This window comes from Mesorhizobium sp. B2-4-18 (assembly GCF_006441385.1).
In the GTDB taxonomy this organism is placed as follows: domain Bacteria; phylum Pseudomonadota; class Alphaproteobacteria; order Rhizobiales; family Rhizobiaceae; genus Mesorhizobium; species Mesorhizobium australicum.
Genome location: NZ_VFUW01000001.1, coordinates 91,464 through 111,062, shown reverse-complemented (window position 1 = coordinate 111,062; position 19,599 = coordinate 91,464). Strand labels below are relative to the sequence as shown.

The following is a 19,599-nucleotide window of genomic DNA, read 5'->3' as shown; positions in this document are numbered from 1 at the left end:
CAGCTAATACCGTGTCCGGCGTGCGGTTCGCTCAAGGCATCACTCCGGCTTGATGGGCGGTCATGGCAGCCATATTCTGATCCAGATGGGCCATGATCCAGACTGAGCCCAGAACCACCAGCGCCACGATCAGCACGCCGAAGGCCAGGGCCAGGACGTTGTTGGTGTTGTCCCGTCCGGTCGTCAGGTGGAGAAAGAAGACAAGATGCACGCCCATCTGCGCGACAGCGAGCACCACCAGGGCCGAAATTACCGCCGGCTGGTAGATCAGGTTGGTCTGAGCCGCCAGGAACGAAGCGATCGTCAGCAGGATGGCCAGGCCGAAGCCAAGCAGGTAGCCAGAGAGGCCCCCCGCCATTTCGTGCTCGGTTATGCGTTCCTCGCCCGGTGCTGAATCGCGGCGGTCTGGCGTCTCGCCTGTCCCGCTCTCGCCCCCGATCTCGGTCATGGCGATGCTCCTAACAGGTAAACCAGGGTGAAGATGGCAACCCAGATGATGTCGAGCGCGTGCCAGAAGAGCCCGAAGCAGTGGAGCCGCCGCAAAATATCGGACCGAAAACCCTTGACCCACAGCTGCGCCATCATGGTGCCGAGCCAGAGCAGGCCGAGGGCGACGTGGGTCCCGTGGCAACCAACGAGCGCAAAGAAGGCCGAAAGAAATGCGCTGCGAGACGGGCCTGCCTGCTCGCCGGCCATCGCCGCGAACTCCTGCACCTCCAGGAGCAGGAAGGCTGCCCCGAGCAGGCCGGTAACCAGCAGCCAGAACTGGGTGGCAGCCATCGATCTGCGGTGGCTCGCGAGCGTTGCCAAGCCGCCGGTGAAGCTCGAACTGAGCAGAAGGCCCGTTTGCACCGCAACGCGCGTGGGCTCGAACAGATCCTTGCCGGCCGGCCCGTCGGCGGTTGCCTTGGCGAGCACGGCATAGGCGGCGAAGAAGGCCGAGAACATGATGATGTCGGACAGCAGAAAGATCCAGAACCCGTAGGCAACGGTGACGAACTTCGACGCTGGGCCGCCCTGTCCGTGGCCCGTCGCGGATCTTGCACCATGGCTGCCGGTGCGATTGACCCGGTATTGGTCGCGTGTCTGGCCGTCGGCGCTGATGTCGCTGGTGAAGGCGTGATCGCTCATACCGGACGTTCCCAGCTGCGCAGGAAGGCAAGCCGCGCGGCTCGGCCGTTTCGGTCTATTCGCGCGACCTCATCGGCGGGGATCTCGTAGTCGCCATGATCGCGCCAGGCGAAGACGACGAAGGTGGCGTAGGCGCCGATGAAGCCGACGATCGCCAGCCACCAAATGTGCCAGATCAGCGCGAAGCCGATCAGCGTGCTGAAAAAAGCGGTGACGAAGCCCGTCGGGCTGTTGCGCGGCATCTCGATAGGCTCGTACGCGGCCTCCGTCCCCGCGCCCTGCTCCTCGATCCCCCGCTGCTTGATGCTCCAGTAGGGTTCTTCGTTCTCGACGTGCGGCAGCCACGCAAAGTTGAAGGCGGGCGGAGGGGAGGATGTCGACCATTCCAGCGAACGCCCGTCCCACGGGTCGCCGGTCTCGTCGCGAAGCTTGTCGCGCTGCCGGATCGAAACCACCAGCTGCATGATCTGCAGTGCGGCGCCGATGATCATCACCAGCACGCCGAACGCGGCCACCACCAGCCACGGTGCCCAAAGATCCATGTCGATGTGCTGAAGGCGCCGCGTCATGCCAAGCAGGCCGACGATATAGAGGGGCACGAAGACCAGCATGTAGCCGACCAAGGTGACCCAAAACGCCGCCTTCCCCCAACCTTCGTGCAACCGGAAGCCGAATGCCTTGGGGAACCAGTAGGTGAAGCCGGCGAAGGCGCCGAACAGCACGCCCGAGATGATGACGTTGTGGAAATGTGCCACGAGGAAAAGCGAGTTGTGCAGCACGAAGTCGGCGGGCGGGACGGCTAGCAGAACGCCGGTCATGCCGCCGACGGTGAAGGTGGTGACGAAAGCCAGTGCCCAAAGCATGGGCGTGTCGAAGCGAACGCGCCCGCCATACATGGTAAAGAGCCAATTGTAGATTTTTACGCCGGTGCCGACGGCGATGACCGAGGTGGCGATGCCAAACGCGGCATTGACGTCGGCACCGGCGCCCATGGTGAAGAAATGGTGCAGCCAGACCATGAACGAGACGATGCAGATGAACATCGTCGCCGCGACCATCGAACGATATCCGAACAGCGGCTTTGACGAGAAGGTCGAGAAGATCTCGGAAAAAATCCCGAAGGCTGGAAGCACCAGGATGTAAACCTCGGGATGGCCCCAGGCCCAGATCAGGTTGACGAACATCATCTGATTTCCGCCGGCTTCGTTGGTGAAGAAATGGAAGCCGAGATAGCGGTCCAGCGTCAGCATCGCGAGCGTGGCGGTGAGGATCGGGAAGGCCGCGACGATGAGCAGGTTGGATGCCAGCGATGTCCAGCAGAACATCGGCATGCGCAGGTACCCCATTCCCGGCGCACGCATCTTGAGGATGGTCGTCACCAGGTTCACGCCGGTCAGCAGCGTGCCGACGCCGGAGATCTGGATCGACCACAGATAGTAGTCGACACCGACGCCCGGCGAGTAGGTGGTTTCCGACAAGGGTGCATAGGGCAACCAGCCGGTGCGCGCGAACTCGCCGATGACAAGCGAGATGTTGACCAGCAGGGCTCCGGTAGCCGTCAACCAGAAGCTGACCGAGTTGAGTGTCGGAAAGGCGACATCGCGGATGCCAAGCTGCAGTGGCACGACGAAATTCATCAGTCCGATGATGAAGGGCATTGCCGCGAAGAAGATCATGATCGTGCCGTGCGCCGAAAAGATCTGGTCGTAATGCTCGGGCGGAAGATAGCCTGGACCGTGGATGGCCAGCACCTGTTGCGTGCGCATCATGATGGCATCGATGAAGCCACGCAAAAGCATGAGCATCGCGAGCACGATGTACATCACGCCGATGCGTTTGTGGTCGACCGAAGTTATCCACTCGCTCCACAGATAGGGCCAATATCCCTTGAGACTTATCCAGCAGAGCACCGCTGCCGCGGCGAGGAACACCGCGAAGGCCGCAGCGAGGGGGATAGGTTGGTCGAACGGAATCGCCGACCAATCGAGCTTGCCGAGCATCGTCATTCTCCCCCTTCTGCCTGCTGGTGGTGCGCCATGGCCGCCGCTCGTAACGCCTTCGGACTGACCTGTGGCTCACCGCTGCCGGCACTTTCAGCGGGGCCGGGGCCGGGCGGCAGCGTCTGCTGAACAACCGCTTCGAACAGCCCGGGCTGCACGTGGCCGAACGAAGCCGGCGGCAGGTTTGTGCTTTGCCGGGTGAGCTCGCGGTAAGCGTCGGCGTTGAGCACGCCGCCGCCGCCACGCAACGATGACGTCCAGCGGGTGAACGCATCAGGCGAAACCGCGGTCACGCTGAAGTTCATGTCCGAGAAGCCGTCGCCGCTGAAATGCGCCGACTGACCGAAATAGCTGCCCTCGCGGTCGGCCTGCAGATGCAACTCGGTCTGCATGCCGTTCATGACATAGACCATGCTGCCAAGCTGAGGCACGAAGAACGTGTTCATCACGCTGGCCGAGGTCAGCTTGAAACGCACGGGAACGCCGGCCGGGATGACCAGCTGGTTGACCGCCCCAACACCCTGCTCGGGATAGAGGAACAGCCATTTCCAATCGAGCGCCACCACTTGGATGTCGAGCGGTGGCCGCGCCGAGGCGATCGGTTTGCGCGGATCAAGGTGATAGGAACCGTAATAGATCAGTCCGCCAAGGAAGAGGATGGTGAGCGTCGGAATCGACCAGACGATCAACTCGATCCGACCGGAATAGGTGAATTCCGGGTCGTAGCGGGCATTGCTGTTCGAGGCGCGGAAATTCCAGGCGAAGGCCAGCAGTGCGATCAGCGTCGGAATGACGATCACCAGCATCACCGCCAGCGAGTTCAAAAGGATCGTGCGATTGCCCGCGCCAATTGGCCCTTGCGGGTCGAGCACGCCCCCCGCGCAGCCGGGCAAGAATGCGGCTGCGGGTATCCAGAGCAGCGAACGCGCCGGCTTGAAGGTGGGTGGCAATAACAGTGGCTGCGCCACGCATCTCGGGGAGGACGCGTCGTGAGGGCACGCGTTCTTCGCGTTTTCCATCTAAGTCTTCCCTGACGCAGAATTCGAGAAACGCCTGGTGTCGCCTGCCGCCCAACGAACGCCCTAACTGGCGCCCGTGGCGTTTGTTCCGCCGCCTCCGTCTTGGGCCGCCCGAGCGGCAAAGCCGGCGCGTTTTTGACAATCTTGAGAGCAGCAGCAGAGCGCTGCGCTCGGACAGGCTCAGCTATTTGGAACCGTCGCCGGCTCGCGCACGAATTTCATCTTCGGCGGCACGGCAAACTCCGTGAACCGATCAGCCAGGCTGTCAAGAGCTTGACGCATGCCCATGCCAGCCGCCGCCGCCCCATGTCCACTGATGACCATCTGCGGCTTCAGCGCGGCCAGGCGCTTCACCGATCTTTCCGCCGCATCCCAGTCCGGCGTGAAATAGCGTGGCGGACCGTGCATCTCGAGATCCTGAACGGCGACCTCATAGACCGACTCCTGGCCTGTGGTGATGAAAGCGTCCCCTACGATCAGCGAGCGGTCCTCCTCGCGCCAGAGCGAGATATGCCCCGGGGCGTGTCCTGGCGTGTGCAGCCACTGCCATCCGGGCATTCCGGGGATCGAACCGTCGGCCGGCAAGAGTTCCAGACGGTTGCCAAGATCGATCGGCCCGCGTGGAAATAGCGGCGAGAGCAGCGCCATCAGTCCACCCCCGACCCAGGGGTCCGGCGGCGGATAGGATGTGGTCCCGTCCAAATAGGGGCGCTCGAGCGGGTGCGCGAAGACAGGCACGTCCCACGTAGTCGCCAGGTCCAGAACCGTTCCCACATGGTCGAAATGGCCGTGCGTCAAGATGATCGCAGCCGGCCGCGCGTCAATCCCGAAGCGCTTCTCCGCCACAGCAAGGATGCTGCTCCGGGACGTCGGCAACCCGGTATCGATCAGCACCCATTTCCGGTCTCCGCTGCCCGGTGCGCCGAAGAACACGACATTGACGATTGCCAGCCGCAAATAACCCAGATCCGGTGCGATGCTCCAAGCACCGTCGCCACGATCCTCGCGCCTGGCGTGGTCGATATCGGAAAGTTGAATTTGAACGGTCATGTGATCCCGTGCCTCTGTTGTTTGCCGGGCAGCCGGTCGAGTTAAGCGACGCCGGTGCTACATCGCCCCGAACTTGGCTCGAGCCTCCTTGTTCCTGATGTCGCCAATCGCCACCCAGCTCGCGGCTGGTCGACCACCGGAACAAAGGCTCGGCCAGTCGGTTCGGCTTTACCCCGCTCAGGCAGGATGAGGGGTCAGCTGAGCTGAGCAATGGGACGCGGCTTGCCTGATCGGATACGGCGTTTCGCCAAGGCAATTCGCGGTCCAAACAGGGCGGCCGAGTTTGAAACCGACTGCCCAAAGGAGACTTCGAATGGACGAAGTGGAACGCACGGACTGGCACGAAGTGGGTGAGTCGGCTCCGAAAGCTTCGCGCTTTGCCAGTTTTTTCATGGCGGGCTTTGAGTGCTCCTCGCATCGGCGCAAGGATGGCGTCCGCCTCGACCTTATTCGTGCGACCTCGCATAATTTGCATGCCCTCGGCGATTACCGGGCCTGCGCCGAACTCGGCCTGCGCACCATTCGCGATGGGCTACGCTGGCACCTGATCGAAACCGCTCCCGGAACCTATGACTGGTCAAGTTGGATGCCTATGGTCGAGGCAGCCCAATCGGCAGGGGTCCAGGTCATCTGGGACATCTTTCATTATGGATCCCCGGATCATGTCGATCAGGGGTCCATCCAGTTCATCGATGCCTATGCCTCGTTCGCGGCGGAAGCCGTGAGGGTGTACCGTTCGATAACCGGAACATCGCCTCTGTTGTGTCCGATCAACGAAATCTCCTTCTTCGCCTGGGCCGTCGAGGTCGGCTATTTCCCGCGCGTAGGGCCGAACAAGCGGGGATGGTTCAAGCGGCACCTCGTCAAGGCTGCCATCGCCGGTGTTCGTGCAATGCGGGAGGTCGATCCGGCATGCGGATTTGTCTGGGCCGAGCCGCTCATCCACATCGCGCCTCGCGACCGGACCCGCGGCGAACGGCGCCGCGCCGAAAACGCCCGACTGGGACAGTTCGAGGCCTACGACATGTTGCTGGGCCGCGTCGAACCGGAGTTGGGCGGCAGCGAGGATGTTGTCGACGCCGTGGGCCTGAACTTCTACCCACACAATCAATGGTACATAAATGGACCGACCATTCCGATGGGGCACCACGAGTACCGTGCTCTGTCGGAAATGCTGATCGAGGTCGCTCATCGATACGGCAAGCCGATGTTCATTGCCGAAACCGGCTCGGAGGGATCGGGCGGGGCGGCTTGGCTCCACTATGTCTGCGACGAGGTGCGTGCGGCGATAAAACTCGAAGCGCCGATCGAGGGTATTTGCCTGTATCCGATAACCGCTTACCCCGGGTGGGATAATTCCCGACATGCGGAGGTGGGATTGTTTTCCGTCATCCAGGCGGATGGCACGCGACGCCTCCGCCAGCCCGTCGCGGACGAACTGGTTCGGCAGCAAGATCTGTTCGCACCAAACCGGACGCGTTGAAGGAGCGGCCGGCGACCAGGCGGGGGCGGCGTTGTGGATGCCGCCCCTGGCCGTTGGATCAGCTTTTTGCGGTCTCCCCCGCCGCGCGCAACTTGGCGTACCGCAGGGTCACGTCGCTCAGATTTTCCTTAAGCCAATCGGCCATCGCTTCCTCTTCGCTCAGATTTTGCTTGAGGACCGTTTCGGCATCCTGGAAGCCGCCGGCCTCGGCGAGCACCAGGAGCGAATTGTAGGCAGCGATCTCGTAGTTCTCGAAGGCGAAATTCGCTAGGCTGTTCTTGATGATCTCGTCGCCTGCCATCGAGTGTCCCATGGCAGCCATGCTGCCAACCATCGACAGGGCCGTGTCCTTGAGAGTCGAGTGCTCTTCATCGAGACCCTCCAGGACCGTCTCGAGCCGAGTGATCTGGCCCTCGGTCTCTTGAATATGCCGGCGCAAGCGATCAGCCACCTCAGGATAATTCTCGATACGCTCGACCTGTGGTTTCATGATCGACAGCGCTTGGTTCTCCATGGCATGGGCGTTGCGCAAGCCAACAATGAATATCGAACGGCTCTCCGAGTTGAAGTTTGTATCCATCGCAATTCTCCTTCTGTTTTCTGCCGCGGTTAATTCAGCTCCCATGTGCGGGAGAACTCGCCACCAGTCCGGCCAGGGACGTCCTTCCCGTGCCCGCCCATTCCGGCAGACTTTTCTGGATGCGAGCGAAAGTGGCCAGAGCCTGTCCGACCACCTGGTCCATGTTGTAGTAGCGGTATGTTGCCAGGCGGCCGACAAACCACACGTCGGGACAGGTTGCGGAGAGCGCTTCGTAGCGCTTGTAGAGCGCTTCGTTTTCGGCTCGCGGCACCGGGTAGTACGGGTCGCCGATATCCGTCGGGTATTCGTAAGTCAGGCTGGTCCGCGCGTTCTGCTGGCCGGTCAGATGTTTGTACTCGGTGATGCGGGTGTAATCTTGCGTCTGCGGATAATTGACGACGGCGACCGGCTGAAACTGCTCGCGGTCCAGGGTGACGTGCTCGAAACGCAGCGAGCGATAGGGAAGATGCCCAAGCTGCCACCCGAAATATTCGTCGATCGGACCGGTATAGATCATCCGCCTGAACGGGATCTTCTCACGGATTTCGCGGAAATCGGTCTGCAGCATGATCTTGATGTTCGGATGGTCGAGCATGCGTTCAAACATCCTGGTGTATCCGCCGGCCGGCATTTTCTGGAAGCTGTCGCTGAAATAGCGGTCGTCACGGTTGGTCCTGGTCGGCACTCGTGCCGTCACCGACTTGCTCAGTTGACTGGGATCGACGCCCCATTGCTTCCTGGTGTAGCCACGGAAGAATTTTTCGTAGAGCTCGCGGCCCACCGTGCTGACAACGACATCCTCGGCCGTGCGAACGTCCTCCACAGTCTCGCGTCGCGACGCGAAGAATTCCTCCAACTGGGCCGAGGTCAGGTCCAGTCCATAAAGGCTGTTGATCGTGTCGAGATTAATCGGGATGGGAACGAGTTTCCCGTCCACCGCCGCCAACACCCTGTGCTCGTATGACCGCCACTCGGTGAACTGCGACAGGTAGTCCACGATCGCCTGGCTGTTGGTGTGGAAGATGTGCGGACCGTAGCGGTGGATCAGGATGCCGGCTTCATTGTAGCAATCATACGCATTGCCGCCGACATGGCCGCGACGATCTACCAGCAGGACGCTTTCGTGACGCTGCGAGGCTATCCTTTCGGCAAGCACGCTGCCGGCAAAACCCGCCCCGACGACCAGCCAGTCGAACATGGCTAAGCGCTCCTGCGAAGAGGGACGATTTTCTTGCGTTCATGGGCGCGCTCGATGTGAGCCGCCATGGCATTCCATGTTCGCTCCCAGGAGGTATCCGCAAGGTAGGCGTCGACTTGTTGCCGGAGCATCTGGCGCGGTCGCGAAAGAGCCGAGCGGAGCTTGGTTTCCAGATCGTCGCTGTCGGCGATTTCCACCAGCCCGGCAGCGCCGTAGCTGCGCACCACGTCCACGATCGCCGTCGAGACTACCGGCAGCCCCGCCGCGAGGAACTCCGGCGTCTTGGTCGGGCTGATGAAGCGGGTCGCTTCATTGAGGGCGAACGGCATCCAGCCGGCATCCCAATGGCGCAGGTAGTCGGGCAGATCGCGGTAGGCTTTCCCGCCCAGCCAGTGAAGGTTCTCGGCGCGCGGCAGGCTTGCAGCGTCGATCTTGACCACCGGGCCGAGCATGACGAAATGCACGTCCGGCATGGTCTCCGCCGCCTGGGCCGCGAGATCGACGTCCAGCCGCTCGTCGATGACGCCGAAATAGCCGACCCTCGGGTGAGGAATGCCGGCCTGATCGGCCGGGTCTTTTCCCGGCTTCCTGGCCTTGTGAAAGTGGTTCACGTCGATGCTGCTCGGAAAGGGATAGATCGCGTGATGCAGGTGGCGCTTGGTCTCGAACAAGCTCAGGCCGCCGGTGAAAACAAGATCGGCGCGGTGCAGAAGCGCCTTTTCCATCTGCCTCAATTCAGGCGGCGCATTCTTGAACGCCGAGAGTTCGTCCATGCAATCATAGACACATATGTCAGGCTCAAGGTACTCCGTGAAGCGGAGAGCCATTGGCGTATAATACCAAGCGATCAGCCGGCTGTGCGGCATAGAAGCGATTGTCTGCTGAACAAATCTGCGCTGCGTGGCATCTGCTTTCGCAGCCGACGTGCCGACCGGGAGCACTGGTGTCACAATCAGAATGTTTGGCGAGGCCTCGCTCGTCCGCATTAGCGGCTGCGGCAGTTCTTCAAAGACAGGTTCTTCAAAGTAGACAACCCTCTGCTGCATGGATGCGAGTGTGAGGATATGCTGCGGGCGTTGATGAACGAAATTCCACCTTAAATGAGAGAAGCAAACCAGTAGATTTTGCCTGCCAGCCTGTTTACTGACGGTGACCCTGCCCAAGGCTGCTTCCATTGAGATATTCCTTTTATAGACGGTGGTTTGTGTTTCGACTAACATTTGTTAATCGGGGATGAGGGAGAACTAGACTTCGGTTTCAGCTCCTAACTTTCGGGTAGGTGAGTTGTTCCAAGGTGAAACGGAGAGCCTCGGTCGCCGCTTCGGATTGGACGAATGCAAAGCGCCGGCTGCGCGGAGGCAGACTGGCTGTCTCAAATGGCGGTCATCGAAACTGCCCCGACCAAGTTTGCTGGTGGAGAACCGCCTTCGCCGTATTTGCGTTGAACTTGCTGGCTATAAAATGTGCCGGACATCAACTTGATTCGCCCGCGGCTTGGGCGGGTCCGGGGCAAGGGCAAATTCCGGGGCTAAGATGAAGATCGACTTCGATACCAACGTGTTTCCGCTGTTCCATCCGCAAAGCGTGGATGATCTCAAGGACCCATGCCCCGTCTTCGATGGCAGGCTGTGGCATGTGTTCGGCTCAAGCGGGACGGTGACGACCGAGACGTGGAGGATCCTGCACGCCACGGCCCCCGACCTCTATGGGCCTTGGACCGAGCACGAAGCGATCGAGCTTCCCATCAACGGGACCGGGGTCGCGGCTCCGGGCGTCATCCACGAAAGTGGCGTCTTCCATATGTTCATCCAGACCGAGTTCATGAAATCCGGGGGCCGCTGCGAGCATGCGGTTTCCAACGACGGCTTCCATTGGGTGGTTCTCAGCCCGGCCATTCTCGCCATCCCCGACACGGAAGAGGATGGCATCTACGATCCGCATCCGGCGGTCATTGGTGGCAAGCGCTATCTCGTTTACTCTGCCATGCCGAAATTCAACAGGGTGCCGCAGCCCGACATCTATCTCGCACGCAGCCAGTCCGACTCGTGGTTCGGGCCGTGGAAGCGGATCGGCAAGATCCTCGATCACGCTGATGTCCCTCATCACAATACGAGAGAGGACCCCGACTATGAATGGGGCATAGAAGGTGCCCAACTGGTCGAGTTGCCGGATGGCCGAGTGCTTCTGAACGCCACTTGCTTTCTTCCAAATGGCCTTCGTGGGAATCGCCAGCGCGTGTTTTTTGCCATCGCTGACGAGGTTGCCGGACCTTACGTGTCCATAGGCCCGGTACTCGAACCAGGCCAGCCGGGCGAGAACGGTCATTCAACGGTGATGATCGAAGGCAGCCAGCTTTCCCTGTTTTACCAAAGCCGGGTTGCCGCGACCGACCACCGGTGGCGCTACGGCTTGGCCCGATGTGACGTGGCTCTGTTTTCCAAGGTTGCATGATCCTGGTCTGCCGGCCGGCACGACTGCGTTCGACCGGCCGGAGCGGCTGTCGTCGTCGTGCAATTGAGTTCCGTTGACACGAGGCGATCCGTTGCCAGTTCTTTCCAAATTAAACGCCTACCCGGGCGGAACAATGCTTCCGGGCTGAGGTTCGGCTGACTTCAAACGGAGAGTCAGCCATGTATTACACCGACAAGAAATTGCAGTTCCCGGTTCGAGTCGAGACGCCGAACCCAATCTTTGCACGCGCCTTACAGCAGGCCATAGGCGGAGTGGAAGGCGAAATTCGTGTCGCCTTGCAGTATTTCTTTCAGGCGTGGGGGTGCCGTGGACCGGCCAAGTACCGCGACCTGCTGTTGAACACAGCCACCGAGGAGCTCGCCCATATCGAGATGCTGGCGACCGCGGTCGCGCTCAATCTCGAAGGGGCACCGCTTTCGCTGCAGGAGGACGTGTCGTCCGATGCGGTCGGCGGCTCTGTCCTCAACGGGATGAATTTCCGTCATATCTTGTCGACTGGGCTCGCCGCCCTACCGGAAAACTCCAACGGTGTTCCCTTCAATGCTTCGCATGTTTATGCCAGCGGCAATCTTGCCGCCGATATGGTCGCCAACGTAACCGCGGAAGGAAGCGGACGCGTGCTTGCGACCCGCCTCTACAACATGACCAACGATGCTGGAATGAAGGACATGCTGTCATTCCTCATTGCGCGCGACACCATGCATCAGCAGCAGTGGCTGGCGGCGATCGAGGACATGGGCGGCCTGACCGCGTCTCTGCCGGTGCCCAATTCCTTCCCGCAGGAGAAAGAGCGTCAGGACGTATCCTATGCCTTCATCAACTGTTTCATCGAAGGTGTAGCACCGGCGCAGGGACGCTGGAGCGAAGGCCCGTCGATGGACGGCAAGGGCGAGTTCTCCCTGGTGCCCGGCGCACCGATGGGCGAGGAGCCAATGCTTTCGCCGCCACGGCCAAGCTCTGGTGCGCAGAGCGAGCAGATGTTCGACAGGAAGGCAGCCGAATAGTCATAGTCGCAGGCCGAAGGCGGCGGCCAAATGGGGGCCGCTTCCGCTTTGTGCCGTTCGTACTTGTCAGGTCGCGTCGGGCCGAAGGATCCTGGCGCAGACATCGCGAATGAGCTGCGGCAGGACGTCGAACGCATAGCCGACATGCAATCGTTCGAGCGGCGTGTGATAATCGCGTCCCCACGGACCGATGTTGATTGTCGGTATGTTGGCCAGGGCTCGCGTGAGGGGCCAGCGCACGCTGTCTTTCCAGGCTGGTGTGTTGCGGGCGACGATGTCGAGGGAGGACTCGGCCGCTTCGCCAAAGAAGCTCATGTCCGAAATCCCGGCGAAATAGTCCGCGCAGGTGACCACGCTGCCATAGCGAGCCGCTGCCTCGTCGGCCACCTCGACGGCAGCGGCTCGCAGCCTGGCGGCTGCCGGCTGCGCGGAAAGGTTCGTCGGCAGATAGGGAATGGATCCGAAGCCCGTCACGATGGCTGGTCCGGCCAAGCGGCTGAGTTCCCAGGCCTGCTCGGTTATCAATCGGCACTTCTCGGGCAGGGGCTGGTCGCCGGCGGCGATCGAAGCGGAAACAGCTTCGAGCCGCATCCGCTCCGGTTCTTCGAGACGCACCAGCAGAGTCTCATACCGATGGACCGGGATCGATTGCACCATCTCCAGCAGACCTGTTTCGTGCTGAGCGGAGACGCGCCGCCGGAGCTCCTGTAAAAGACGCGAGGCCGCTTCGGCGCATAGGCTGTCGAACCGGTCGAGCACCTCACTGGGCGCCCGGCGATAACTCAGCACATTGAAAGTGGCATGGGCGGTCCGCGGTGTCGTGACATCATACCCCGTCTTTCCGTCCCGAATCCCGAGCAGGCTGGGCGGGGTGCCGGGTTCGGTGCCGCACATGTCGGTGAGCTCGGGCGCCCATTCGATCCGCGCGGCGATTGCCGCGGCGATCGCGCCGGCATTGAGGCCATTCAAGGGAAAGCCGCTATGTGTGGGAACACCAACCACGCAGGCGGCCGGAAGCAGCTTGCCGACGGTTCCCAGAGCGATGACGCGACCCTTGCTGCCGTCGCCATCATCCGCGATCGCATCGAGATTGATCACCGCGAGCAAATCGAGGTCGCGCTCTTTACAGAGTCCAGGCAGCATCTGCGCCGCCTTGCGGGTGCCGGCGGAATTGTTCTCCTCGTCCGGCACTGCGATAAAAAGCAGATTTCCAGCCGGCTTTGCGCTTTCGGCAAATTCGGCGCATACGGCCAGCCCGGCTGCAAGGCCCGTCTTCATGTCGAGAAGACCGCGTCCGGCAAGGAACTCCCCGCCCGCGAAATCATGGTGGGCCAGAATGGCGGCTGGAGCGTTCGCGGCGACGAGGGAACCGTGCAACGCCTTTGTCAACGCGTCGGGCCGAGTGGCCAGAGGCTCCAACTGTCCGTAGTCGCTTGTCCCGACGGTGTCGTAGTGACCGGTCAAGAGCACGGTCGAGCGACCAGTGCCGCGCAGGAGCATCGCCACGCAGTGACGGCCGTCGTGAGGTCCGACCTCGATCGTCCAGACCTCCGCGTTCTGAAATGCCGTCTCCTCTCGGAGTTCCGCCGCCAGCCACGGGCCGAAGGCAGCCTCGCCGTCCGTGCCGGTGACGCTCTTCTGCTCGGTCAACCCGATTGCCCATCGCCGCGCGCGACTGGACAGCGTCTCGATAGGGTTGCGGGTCATTGCGATCCTGCCATTCGGGTGGGAACGGTGGATCCTATCCTGGTCAAGCGATTTCTCTCAAGCGCACTTCGGCGGTGGCTCAGTGGAATCCACTTGGAAGGCATTCGTGCTCGGAGGGGAACTCCCGGGCCGGGGCAGCTCGTCTCGATGACCAACTGGCGACGCTCTGGACCGGTTCTTCCTGCATTGCTCTTGGATCGCAAAAAGCTCTTCGCCGACGGAACATCGCAGGGTCCATGAAGTTGGGCTGCCAAGGAGGAACGTGCCATGAACGGTGTCATTTATCTTATCGGCCTCGTCGTTGTCGTGCTCGCGGTCCTCTCCTTCCTCGGTTTTCACTAGGTGACCCATGCAACGTAATGACGGCCAGGGCCGTAAACCCACTGATTTCGACAAGGCGACAAGCGACGTCTCCGACAGACTTGGCCGGGAAAAAGAGCGCGCGAGCGAGTTGCTTCACGATGCTCGCGACGGACTGACCCGCAAGGCTGGCGACTACGCGACAGAAGCCACGCAGGTTGTTTCGGACAAGGCGGAGGAGGCGCAGCGCGACATAGGATCGAGCTTGGCGGCGTTGGGCGGCGCGTTGCGCGCGGCCAGCGAGCATCTGGCCAACAATGATGAAAGGACCGCGTCGAAATTTGCCCTGGACGCCGCTGGTGGGCTGGAGCGGCTTTCCTCCTCGTTGAAACAAAAGCCGTTTGGCCAGGTGCTTGAGGATGTGCAGTCTTTCGGCCGGCAAAACCCCGGTGTCCTGCTTGCCGGGTCTGTACTGGCCGGATTGGCGCTGGGTCGGTTCATCAAGGCTTCCCCGCCCAGAAGCCCCGAAGCATCTCGAAATGCCTCGGGTGGTGCAAATTCGCAGACCGGCGAAGCTGCTGGTTGGTCGGCCGATGGGGCGCAAGGATTCGGCGGCGGCGTTGACGATCTGGCCACGCAGTATGGGGAGCAAGACAGATGAACACTCAAGATAATCCCAGCCTCGCGACCCTGGTGACCGACTTGGCCCAAAACGTCACCACGCTGGTGCAAACCGAAGCCAGGCTTCTGCGGGCGGAGCTCTCTGAAAAGTTTACCAAGACGGGAGCTGGCGCCGCCGAGGTGCTGGGCGGGGCCATCTGCCTGCTCGCGGCTCTGCTCGTGCTGCTTCAGGCACTGGTCATCGCATTGACGCGGGCAGGGCTGGGGGCCGGGTGGTCCTCCCTGTTGGTCGGCGTGGTGGTGGCAATTCTTGGCGTCATTCTGCTGCGCACCGGCATGGCAAGCATGGCGCCTTCCGAACTTACTCCCGACCGAACCCAGGAACAGCTCAGGCGCGACGCGACTGTGATCAAGGAACAAGTGAGATGACCGAGAAATCCGCAGCCGAACTCGAACGCGAGGCGGAAGCCGCGCGCGCCAGGGTGGTGGAGACCGCCGAATCCATTCGAGGCAAAATGACACCGGGACAATTGCTGGACGAATTCACCGGCATCTTCTCTGGAGGAGAGAGTTCGGCAATGCTCAACAACCTGAGAACGCAGGTCAGGGACAATCCCTTGCCCGTGACCATGGTGGGCGCCGGTCTGGCTTGGCTGATGCTGGGCAGCGGTCCGTCGAACGGCAGCCGTCGCCCGGCCGGCTATACGGCGCCAACCCCGCCCAGCGGGGATGACGAGGCGGAGGGCGGCGGCTTGGGCAGCACGCTCTCCGGAACCGCTGAATCGCTCACGTCGGCCGCAAGCAGCGCTGGCGCAGCCATATCGGGCGCAGCAAGCGGCGTCGCCGAAGGGCTGACGAGCAACGCCGCCAGCGCAGGATCGACGGCTGGCGACATGGCTGCGAAAGCCAGCCGCTCGGCACAGGAGCTGTTGAACGATCAGCCCCTCGCCGTTGCGGCGGTCGGTCTCGCCATCGGCGCCGCGATAGGCGCCATGTTGCCCCATACCGCAATGGAGGATGAGCAGCTGGGCGGCTATGGCGAGAAGCTTCGCAACACCTCGGAGACCATGCTCGAGCAAGGCCTCGATCAGGCCAAGCAGGTTGCCGCGGACGCCTATGAGACGATCAAGCAGCAAGCTGGACGGCAGGACACGCAAGCAGGCACGGTGGCCGACCAGATTGGTGAAATCGTCAAGTCCGCGGCCGACACGACGGAGCAGTCCCTACGGGAACGGATCTCTCCCCCGTCGGAACAAAAATCCTAGCCGAGGATGCTGGAGCCGCCGTAACGATGTGCGCGATTCTTGCAAGGCAAGGCGGGAGCTTCAACCCGATTGGCAGTGGGGGCTCCGCCATTTCAGCAACCACGATCGGGCGCTTCGAATGAAGCGCCGCCTTCGATACAACAGCTCGCCAAAGGGTTGTAGCGCCAATTTTCAGAGCTCTTTTCGCAGGAAGATGCGCGCCGCGACAGGAATGCCAAATTCAACCCTGCCAAATTCCTCGTATCCGTGGCGAACATAGAAAGCCAGGTGCTTGGAAGCTGCTGGTCTCGACCACGGCGCGCGCGCAGCCACGCTTTCTTGCCTCTGTTTCAACGGCTGACAGGAGCCGGCTGCCATACGACTTTCCTCGTACATCCTCAGCCACGAAAAACATGTCCAGGAACAACAGTCCAAGCTCAGTCCTGCCCCACAAACCCCCAACGACCTTTCCCGAGGCATCCCGCACTATGGCGCCGATCGGCATTCGACCCGCGACGCCGGACTTGGCCACATTGTAGGGATAGAGCGCAGCGCCCGCTTCTGCCTTGGCATCCCCGCCGGTTTCAACCAACTCGATCAGGAGATCCGGCTTCCGTGCTGCGCGGCTCGCCGAACATGCCCAGCCTGAAACCTGCTTCGATCTTGTCATCGTTGGATCTGCGGAGGAGACTTTCGCTTCACTTGCCGGCCCCGCCGCCCACAACCATTCGAATGCCAAGGCCGACAATGAAGCAGCCGGCTATCCGTTGTTGCCAAAGTCTCACGCGGGGTCGACGCATGACCCATTCGCCGAGCACACCAGAAGCAACCGCATAGGTCCCCAGGACCAAGACGCCAGTCAATTTCTGGGTCGCGCCGAGCATCAGCATCTGGAACCAGACAGAGCCACGGTTCGGATCGACGAACTGAGGCAGGAAGGCGATCATGAAGGTCATGGGCCAAGGATTGATGAGGTTGGCTATCATACCTTCCCGCATCGCGGCGAGCGGCCCGACGCGCTCGACGCAATCGAGATCCAGATCGCTTTTCGTGTCCGAGAGCAAACTTATGCCCAACCAGACCAGATAGGCTGCTCCAGCCCAACGGAGCGTGTCAAATGCCAATGGCGATGCACGCAAGAGCGAGGAGACACCCAGGGCGATCAGCGGCAGTTGCACCATGCCTGCGCCCAATGTCATTCCCACGACCGTGAACAACGCCACACCACGGCCTTGCCCGATGCCACGTGCCATGACCAGCATGCTGTCGGGCCCAGGCGGCATCTGCAACAGGATCACGGTGCCGAGAAAGGCGAACCACAGATTGGGATCGATCTTACACCTCCTTGGCCCAAGCCTATTTGGTGCGTTCAATGGTGGCCCCCTGTCCCGGCAAGCGGCGACATCCTTGCCGGCGCGATCGCCCCTGGCGCCGTCTGGCCGGCCTTGTCAGACCGTATGGCGAGCCCTGCTCGATGAGAACTCCGTCGCAAGGCGATATTTCCGGCCCGGAGCATGCGGCATTTTTCTCGGCGTCACAATTTTCCAAAGGGAGATTTGTTCCCGGGGAACGAACGCTGCGTGTCATCCGGCAGCGGCTGTTCAAGCAAGGAAGTCCAGGATCGCCTTTGCCAACAGGTCCGGTGCTTCTTCGGCGACATGGTGGCCGCTGTCGATGCCTCGGCCCTGCAGGTGCCGGGCCCATGGGCGCCAGATCGCCAGCACATCACCATAGAGCCGTTCAAGATCGTCGCGCAGCGACCACAGGACAAGCGTTGGGCATTCGACCCGGAGCCCTCGGGCGCGATCCTCCGCATCGTGCCGGCGATCGATCGTGAGCCCGGCCCGGTAGTCTTCCAGCATGCCATGCACGACATGCGGACTGCTGATCGCCGCCTGATAGTCCTCGAAGTTTTCTCTGCCCATCGCCTCGGCCGATCCGCCATACCAGGCCTGCGGATCGGCATTGATGGCGCGCTCGGGCTTGTCTGGCTGGGCAAAGAAGAACCAATGCCACCACTCTGTCGCAAAGCGGCTGTCGCAACGCTCCAGATGCTCAAGGACCGGAATGCCATCGATTTCGACAAGGTGCGAAATACTGGCAGGATGATCCATCGCCATCCTGAACGCGGTAAGGGCGCCACGGTCATGCCCGGCGACGGCGAAACGATCAAAACCAAGCCTGTGCATGAGAGCCACGCAAATGCCGGCCTTTGCCCGCTTTGAAGATCCCGCGCTTTCCCAGGCATCGGCCGGGACGGACGATTGCCCGAACCCCGGCAGGTCCGGGCAAATGACGGTGTGATGTCTTGCCAGGATCGGCGCGACGCGATGCCATGTGGTGTGGGTTCGCGGGTGCCCATGCAGGAGCAACACTGGCGGGCCAGCCCCACCATGGCGCACGCGCAATGTCGCATCCGCAAGCTTGACGATCTCCAGGCTAAAGCCGTCGAACATCATTTTTGCCGAGGATCGGTCAGCGACTGTCCAGCGGCGACGAAAGTGCCCTCCTTGCGAGCGACCGCAGCGGCCAGAAGCGTACGCGCCGCGTTTCGGACTTCTTCCTGCAGGTCCATGTCGTCGTCGAGCTCGTTGTGGCTGGTAGCGTATGGCTTCCAATAACCGGTGTAGCGGTCGAGTTCGGCCTTCGGCCCCGCCGGGACCATTTCGATCGATTTCAGCCAATCCGATAAAGAGCGCCGGACGTTTTCGGCTCCCTCGGTATCGCCGTGCACGATTACCGAGAAGAGCCGGCCGGCAAGGTGCCGGGGATAGTCCCATCCCTCGAGTTCCAGCGCCTTCGCCTCCCGCGCCTCCTTGCCGTGCGTGGAACTAGGATCGGGATTGCCGCCATCGGCGCATACCAGACGGTCCATCATCAGCTTCAGCGGCGAGGTGGCCTGATACCAGTGGACAGGCGTTATGATCATCACCGCATGGGCGGCAACCCACATTGGATAGATCTCGTTCATCCAGTCCTGCGTCTGGCCGAGCGAATGATTTGGATAGCAGGAGCAAGGCCAGTGACAAAGCGCGGCAGCGGTGGAGAAGCAGGCCTTGCAAGGGTAGATTTTGCGGCCGTATTCGGCGGCCAGCCGGGACAAATCCAGGATCTCGACTTCCGCGCCGCCGGCCTTGAAGATCTTCCGGGCGATTTCGACAAAACGATAGGATTTGGACATCTCGCCGGGGCAGGTGTGCTCGCTGCGCGGCGATCCGTTCACGATCAGGACGCGGCGTCGTTTGCCCAGCTCGTTCATGCGCTTTGCGCGCTCGATTGCTTGTCTCGCCTCGAGCCAATCGACCGCCAGATCGTAATCGGGATCGGCGAAGCCATGTCCCGCCTTTCGGGTCCGCGGGCTCTTTCTGGAATCCCTGTAGGCTTGCCAGGCTACCTCCGTTATCCGCTCGATGTCGGCGGCCAGGGGCTCGAACGCCGGATCGTTGAACTGTTCGCCATAGCGACGCTTGAAAGCCTGTTCGTCGAGGCGGGGGCTGGGCATGCCCTTGCGCGGTTCTGGCGCGCCGCGCTTCAGCCAATCGAACATGGAGTTTCACCTCTGCATGGAAAGCGATCCAAGCTCAAACGCGGCAAACAGGCGCGGCGTTCCGAACGCGCATAGCCATGATCTGCAATGACTTTTGGGCGAGTACAAAACAAGGCGCGCCGGAATCACCCGAACCGGCGTGTTTCGAATTGATTCGCCAAGTTCGGTACGAAGGCGTACACAAAGAGGTCGTCAGCAGCACGATCCGGGCGTTGACGCTTGGGAGCGACCATCGCACTCCTG

The 19,599-nt window shown here is 61.6% G+C and carries 19 protein-coding genes; 6 read left to right on the top strand and 13 right to left on the bottom strand.

Translation table 11 applies throughout. The features are described from left to right. Positions 1–31 precede the first annotated feature (31 nt). The 5 genes from cyoD to FJ527_RS00525 all read right to left on the bottom strand — a co-directional run bounded on the left by cyoD (position 32) and on the right by FJ527_RS00525 (position 5,200). Positions 32–448 carry a cytochrome o ubiquinol oxidase subunit IV gene (gene cyoD / locus FJ527_RS00545; protein WP_015316420.1) on the bottom strand — a complete coding sequence of 139 codons (417 nt, stop codon included), beginning with the start codon at positions 446–448 and terminating at the stop codon, positions 32–34. Further along, a complete protein-coding gene (locus tag FJ527_RS00540; RefSeq protein WP_140715610.1) occupies positions 445–1,131 on the bottom strand; it encodes a cytochrome (ubi)quinol oxidase subunit III in 687 nt (228 codons plus the stop codon). Before FJ527_RS00540 ends, cyoD begins: the two co-directional genes overlap by 4 nt. Further along, positions 1,128–3,131 carry a cytochrome o ubiquinol oxidase subunit I gene (gene cyoB / locus FJ527_RS00535; protein ID WP_181166270.1) on the bottom strand — a complete coding sequence of 668 codons (2,004 nt, stop codon included), beginning with the start codon at positions 3,129–3,131 and terminating at the stop codon, positions 1,128–1,130. Before cyoB ends, FJ527_RS00540 begins: the two co-directional genes overlap by 4 nt. 2 nt (positions 3,132–3,133) lie before the next feature. Continuing rightward, positions 3,134–4,150 (bottom strand): ubiquinol oxidase subunit II, encoded by a 1,017-nt coding sequence (gene cyoA / locus FJ527_RS00530; RefSeq protein WP_140821169.1) that lies wholly within the window; start codon positions 4,148–4,150, stop codon positions 3,134–3,136. A 180-nt stretch (positions 4,151–4,330) separates the two neighbouring features. Further along, a complete protein-coding gene (locus FJ527_RS00525) occupies positions 4,331–5,200 on the bottom strand; it encodes an MBL fold metallo-hydrolase (RefSeq protein ID WP_140821167.1) in 870 nt (289 codons plus the stop codon). Between the two features lie 313 nt (positions 5,201–5,513). Here FJ527_RS00525 and FJ527_RS00520 point away from each other — a divergent pair, with 313 nt between their 5' ends. Next, positions 5,514–6,683 (top strand): beta-glucosidase, encoded by a 1,170-nt coding sequence (locus tag FJ527_RS00520; protein ID WP_181166254.1) that lies wholly within the window; start codon positions 5,514–5,516, stop codon positions 6,681–6,683. Between the two features lie 58 nt (positions 6,684–6,741). Here the strand turns inward: FJ527_RS00520 and FJ527_RS00515 are convergent, their stop codons facing one another. From FJ527_RS00515 to FJ527_RS00505, 3 genes are read right to left on the bottom strand one after another with little or no spacing between them, the layout of a single operon-like run. Next, positions 6,742–7,263, bottom strand: coding sequence for a ferritin-like domain-containing protein (locus FJ527_RS00515; RefSeq protein ID WP_015316426.1), 522 nt, complete (start codon positions 7,261–7,263; stop codon positions 6,742–6,744). A 34-nt stretch (positions 7,264–7,297) separates the two neighbouring features. After that, entirely contained in the window at positions 7,298–8,461 is a 1,164-nt protein-coding gene (gene glf, locus FJ527_RS00510) for a UDP-galactopyranose mutase (protein WP_140614620.1), read from the bottom strand. Positions 8,462–8,463: 2 nt separating this feature from the next. Then, complete coding sequence (locus FJ527_RS00505) at positions 8,464–9,636, bottom strand: glycosyltransferase (protein ID WP_140821165.1); 1,173 nt, start codon at positions 9,634–9,636, stop codon at positions 8,464–8,466. 358 nt (positions 9,637–9,994) lie between these two features. Here FJ527_RS00505 and FJ527_RS00500 point away from each other — a divergent pair, with 358 nt between their 5' ends. Then, positions 9,995–10,912, top strand: a complete 918-nt coding sequence (locus tag FJ527_RS00500; RefSeq protein ID WP_181166253.1) for a hypothetical protein — start codon at positions 9,995–9,997, stop codon at positions 10,910–10,912. 179 nt (positions 10,913–11,091) lie between these two features. Then, complete coding sequence (locus FJ527_RS00495; protein WP_015316430.1) at positions 11,092–11,937, top strand: manganese catalase family protein; 846 nt, start codon at positions 11,092–11,094, stop codon at positions 11,935–11,937. A gap of 66 nt (positions 11,938–12,003) precedes the next feature. Here FJ527_RS00495 and FJ527_RS00490 read toward each other — a convergent pair whose 3' ends face one another. After that, the gene (locus tag FJ527_RS00490) at positions 12,004–13,587 is read right to left on the bottom strand and encodes a M20/M25/M40 family metallo-hydrolase (RefSeq protein ID WP_210241242.1); all 1,584 of its coding nucleotides are present in this window, start codon (positions 13,585–13,587) and stop codon (positions 12,004–12,006) included. 406 nt (positions 13,588–13,993) lie between these two features. Here FJ527_RS00490 and FJ527_RS00485 point away from each other — a divergent pair, with 406 nt between their 5' ends. Genes FJ527_RS00485 through FJ527_RS00475 form a run of 3 tightly spaced genes read left to right on the top strand, consistent with a single transcriptional unit; the run spans position 13,994 to position 15,830 of the window. Beyond that, positions 13,994–14,605, top strand: a complete 612-nt coding sequence (locus FJ527_RS00485; RefSeq protein WP_140821161.1) for a hypothetical protein — start codon at positions 13,994–13,996, stop codon at positions 14,603–14,605. Then, entirely contained in the window at positions 14,602–14,994 is a 393-nt protein-coding gene (locus tag FJ527_RS00480) for a phage holin family protein (RefSeq protein WP_015316434.1), read from the top strand. The genes FJ527_RS00485 and FJ527_RS00480 overlap by 4 nt, the downstream gene beginning before the upstream one ends. Continuing rightward, complete coding sequence (locus tag FJ527_RS00475; protein ID WP_140660827.1) at positions 14,991–15,830, top strand: DUF3618 domain-containing protein; 840 nt, start codon at positions 14,991–14,993, stop codon at positions 15,828–15,830. The genes FJ527_RS00480 and FJ527_RS00475 overlap by 4 nt, the downstream gene beginning before the upstream one ends. 220 nt (positions 15,831–16,050) lie before the next feature. On the opposite strand, the gene FJ527_RS00470 is transcribed toward FJ527_RS00475, so the two are convergent. The 4 genes from FJ527_RS00470 to FJ527_RS00455 form a co-directional block, all read right to left on the bottom strand. Then, entirely contained in the window at positions 16,051–16,479 is a 429-nt protein-coding gene (locus FJ527_RS00470; protein WP_246677664.1) for a GNAT family N-acetyltransferase, read from the bottom strand. Positions 16,480–16,507: 28 nt separating this feature from the next. Further along, complete coding sequence (locus tag FJ527_RS00465) at positions 16,508–17,182, bottom strand: LysE family translocator (protein WP_140725700.1); 675 nt, start codon at positions 17,180–17,182, stop codon at positions 16,508–16,510. A gap of 228 nt (positions 17,183–17,410) precedes the next feature. Next, a complete protein-coding gene (locus tag FJ527_RS00460) occupies positions 17,411–18,265 on the bottom strand; it encodes an alpha/beta hydrolase (protein ID WP_181166252.1) in 855 nt (284 codons plus the stop codon). Continuing rightward, positions 18,265–19,356, bottom strand: a complete 1,092-nt coding sequence (locus tag FJ527_RS00455) for a flavodoxin family protein (RefSeq protein ID WP_140821157.1) — start codon at positions 19,354–19,356, stop codon at positions 18,265–18,267. The genes FJ527_RS00460 and FJ527_RS00455 overlap by 1 nt, the downstream gene beginning before the upstream one ends. Positions 19,357–19,599: the final 243 nt, after the last annotated feature.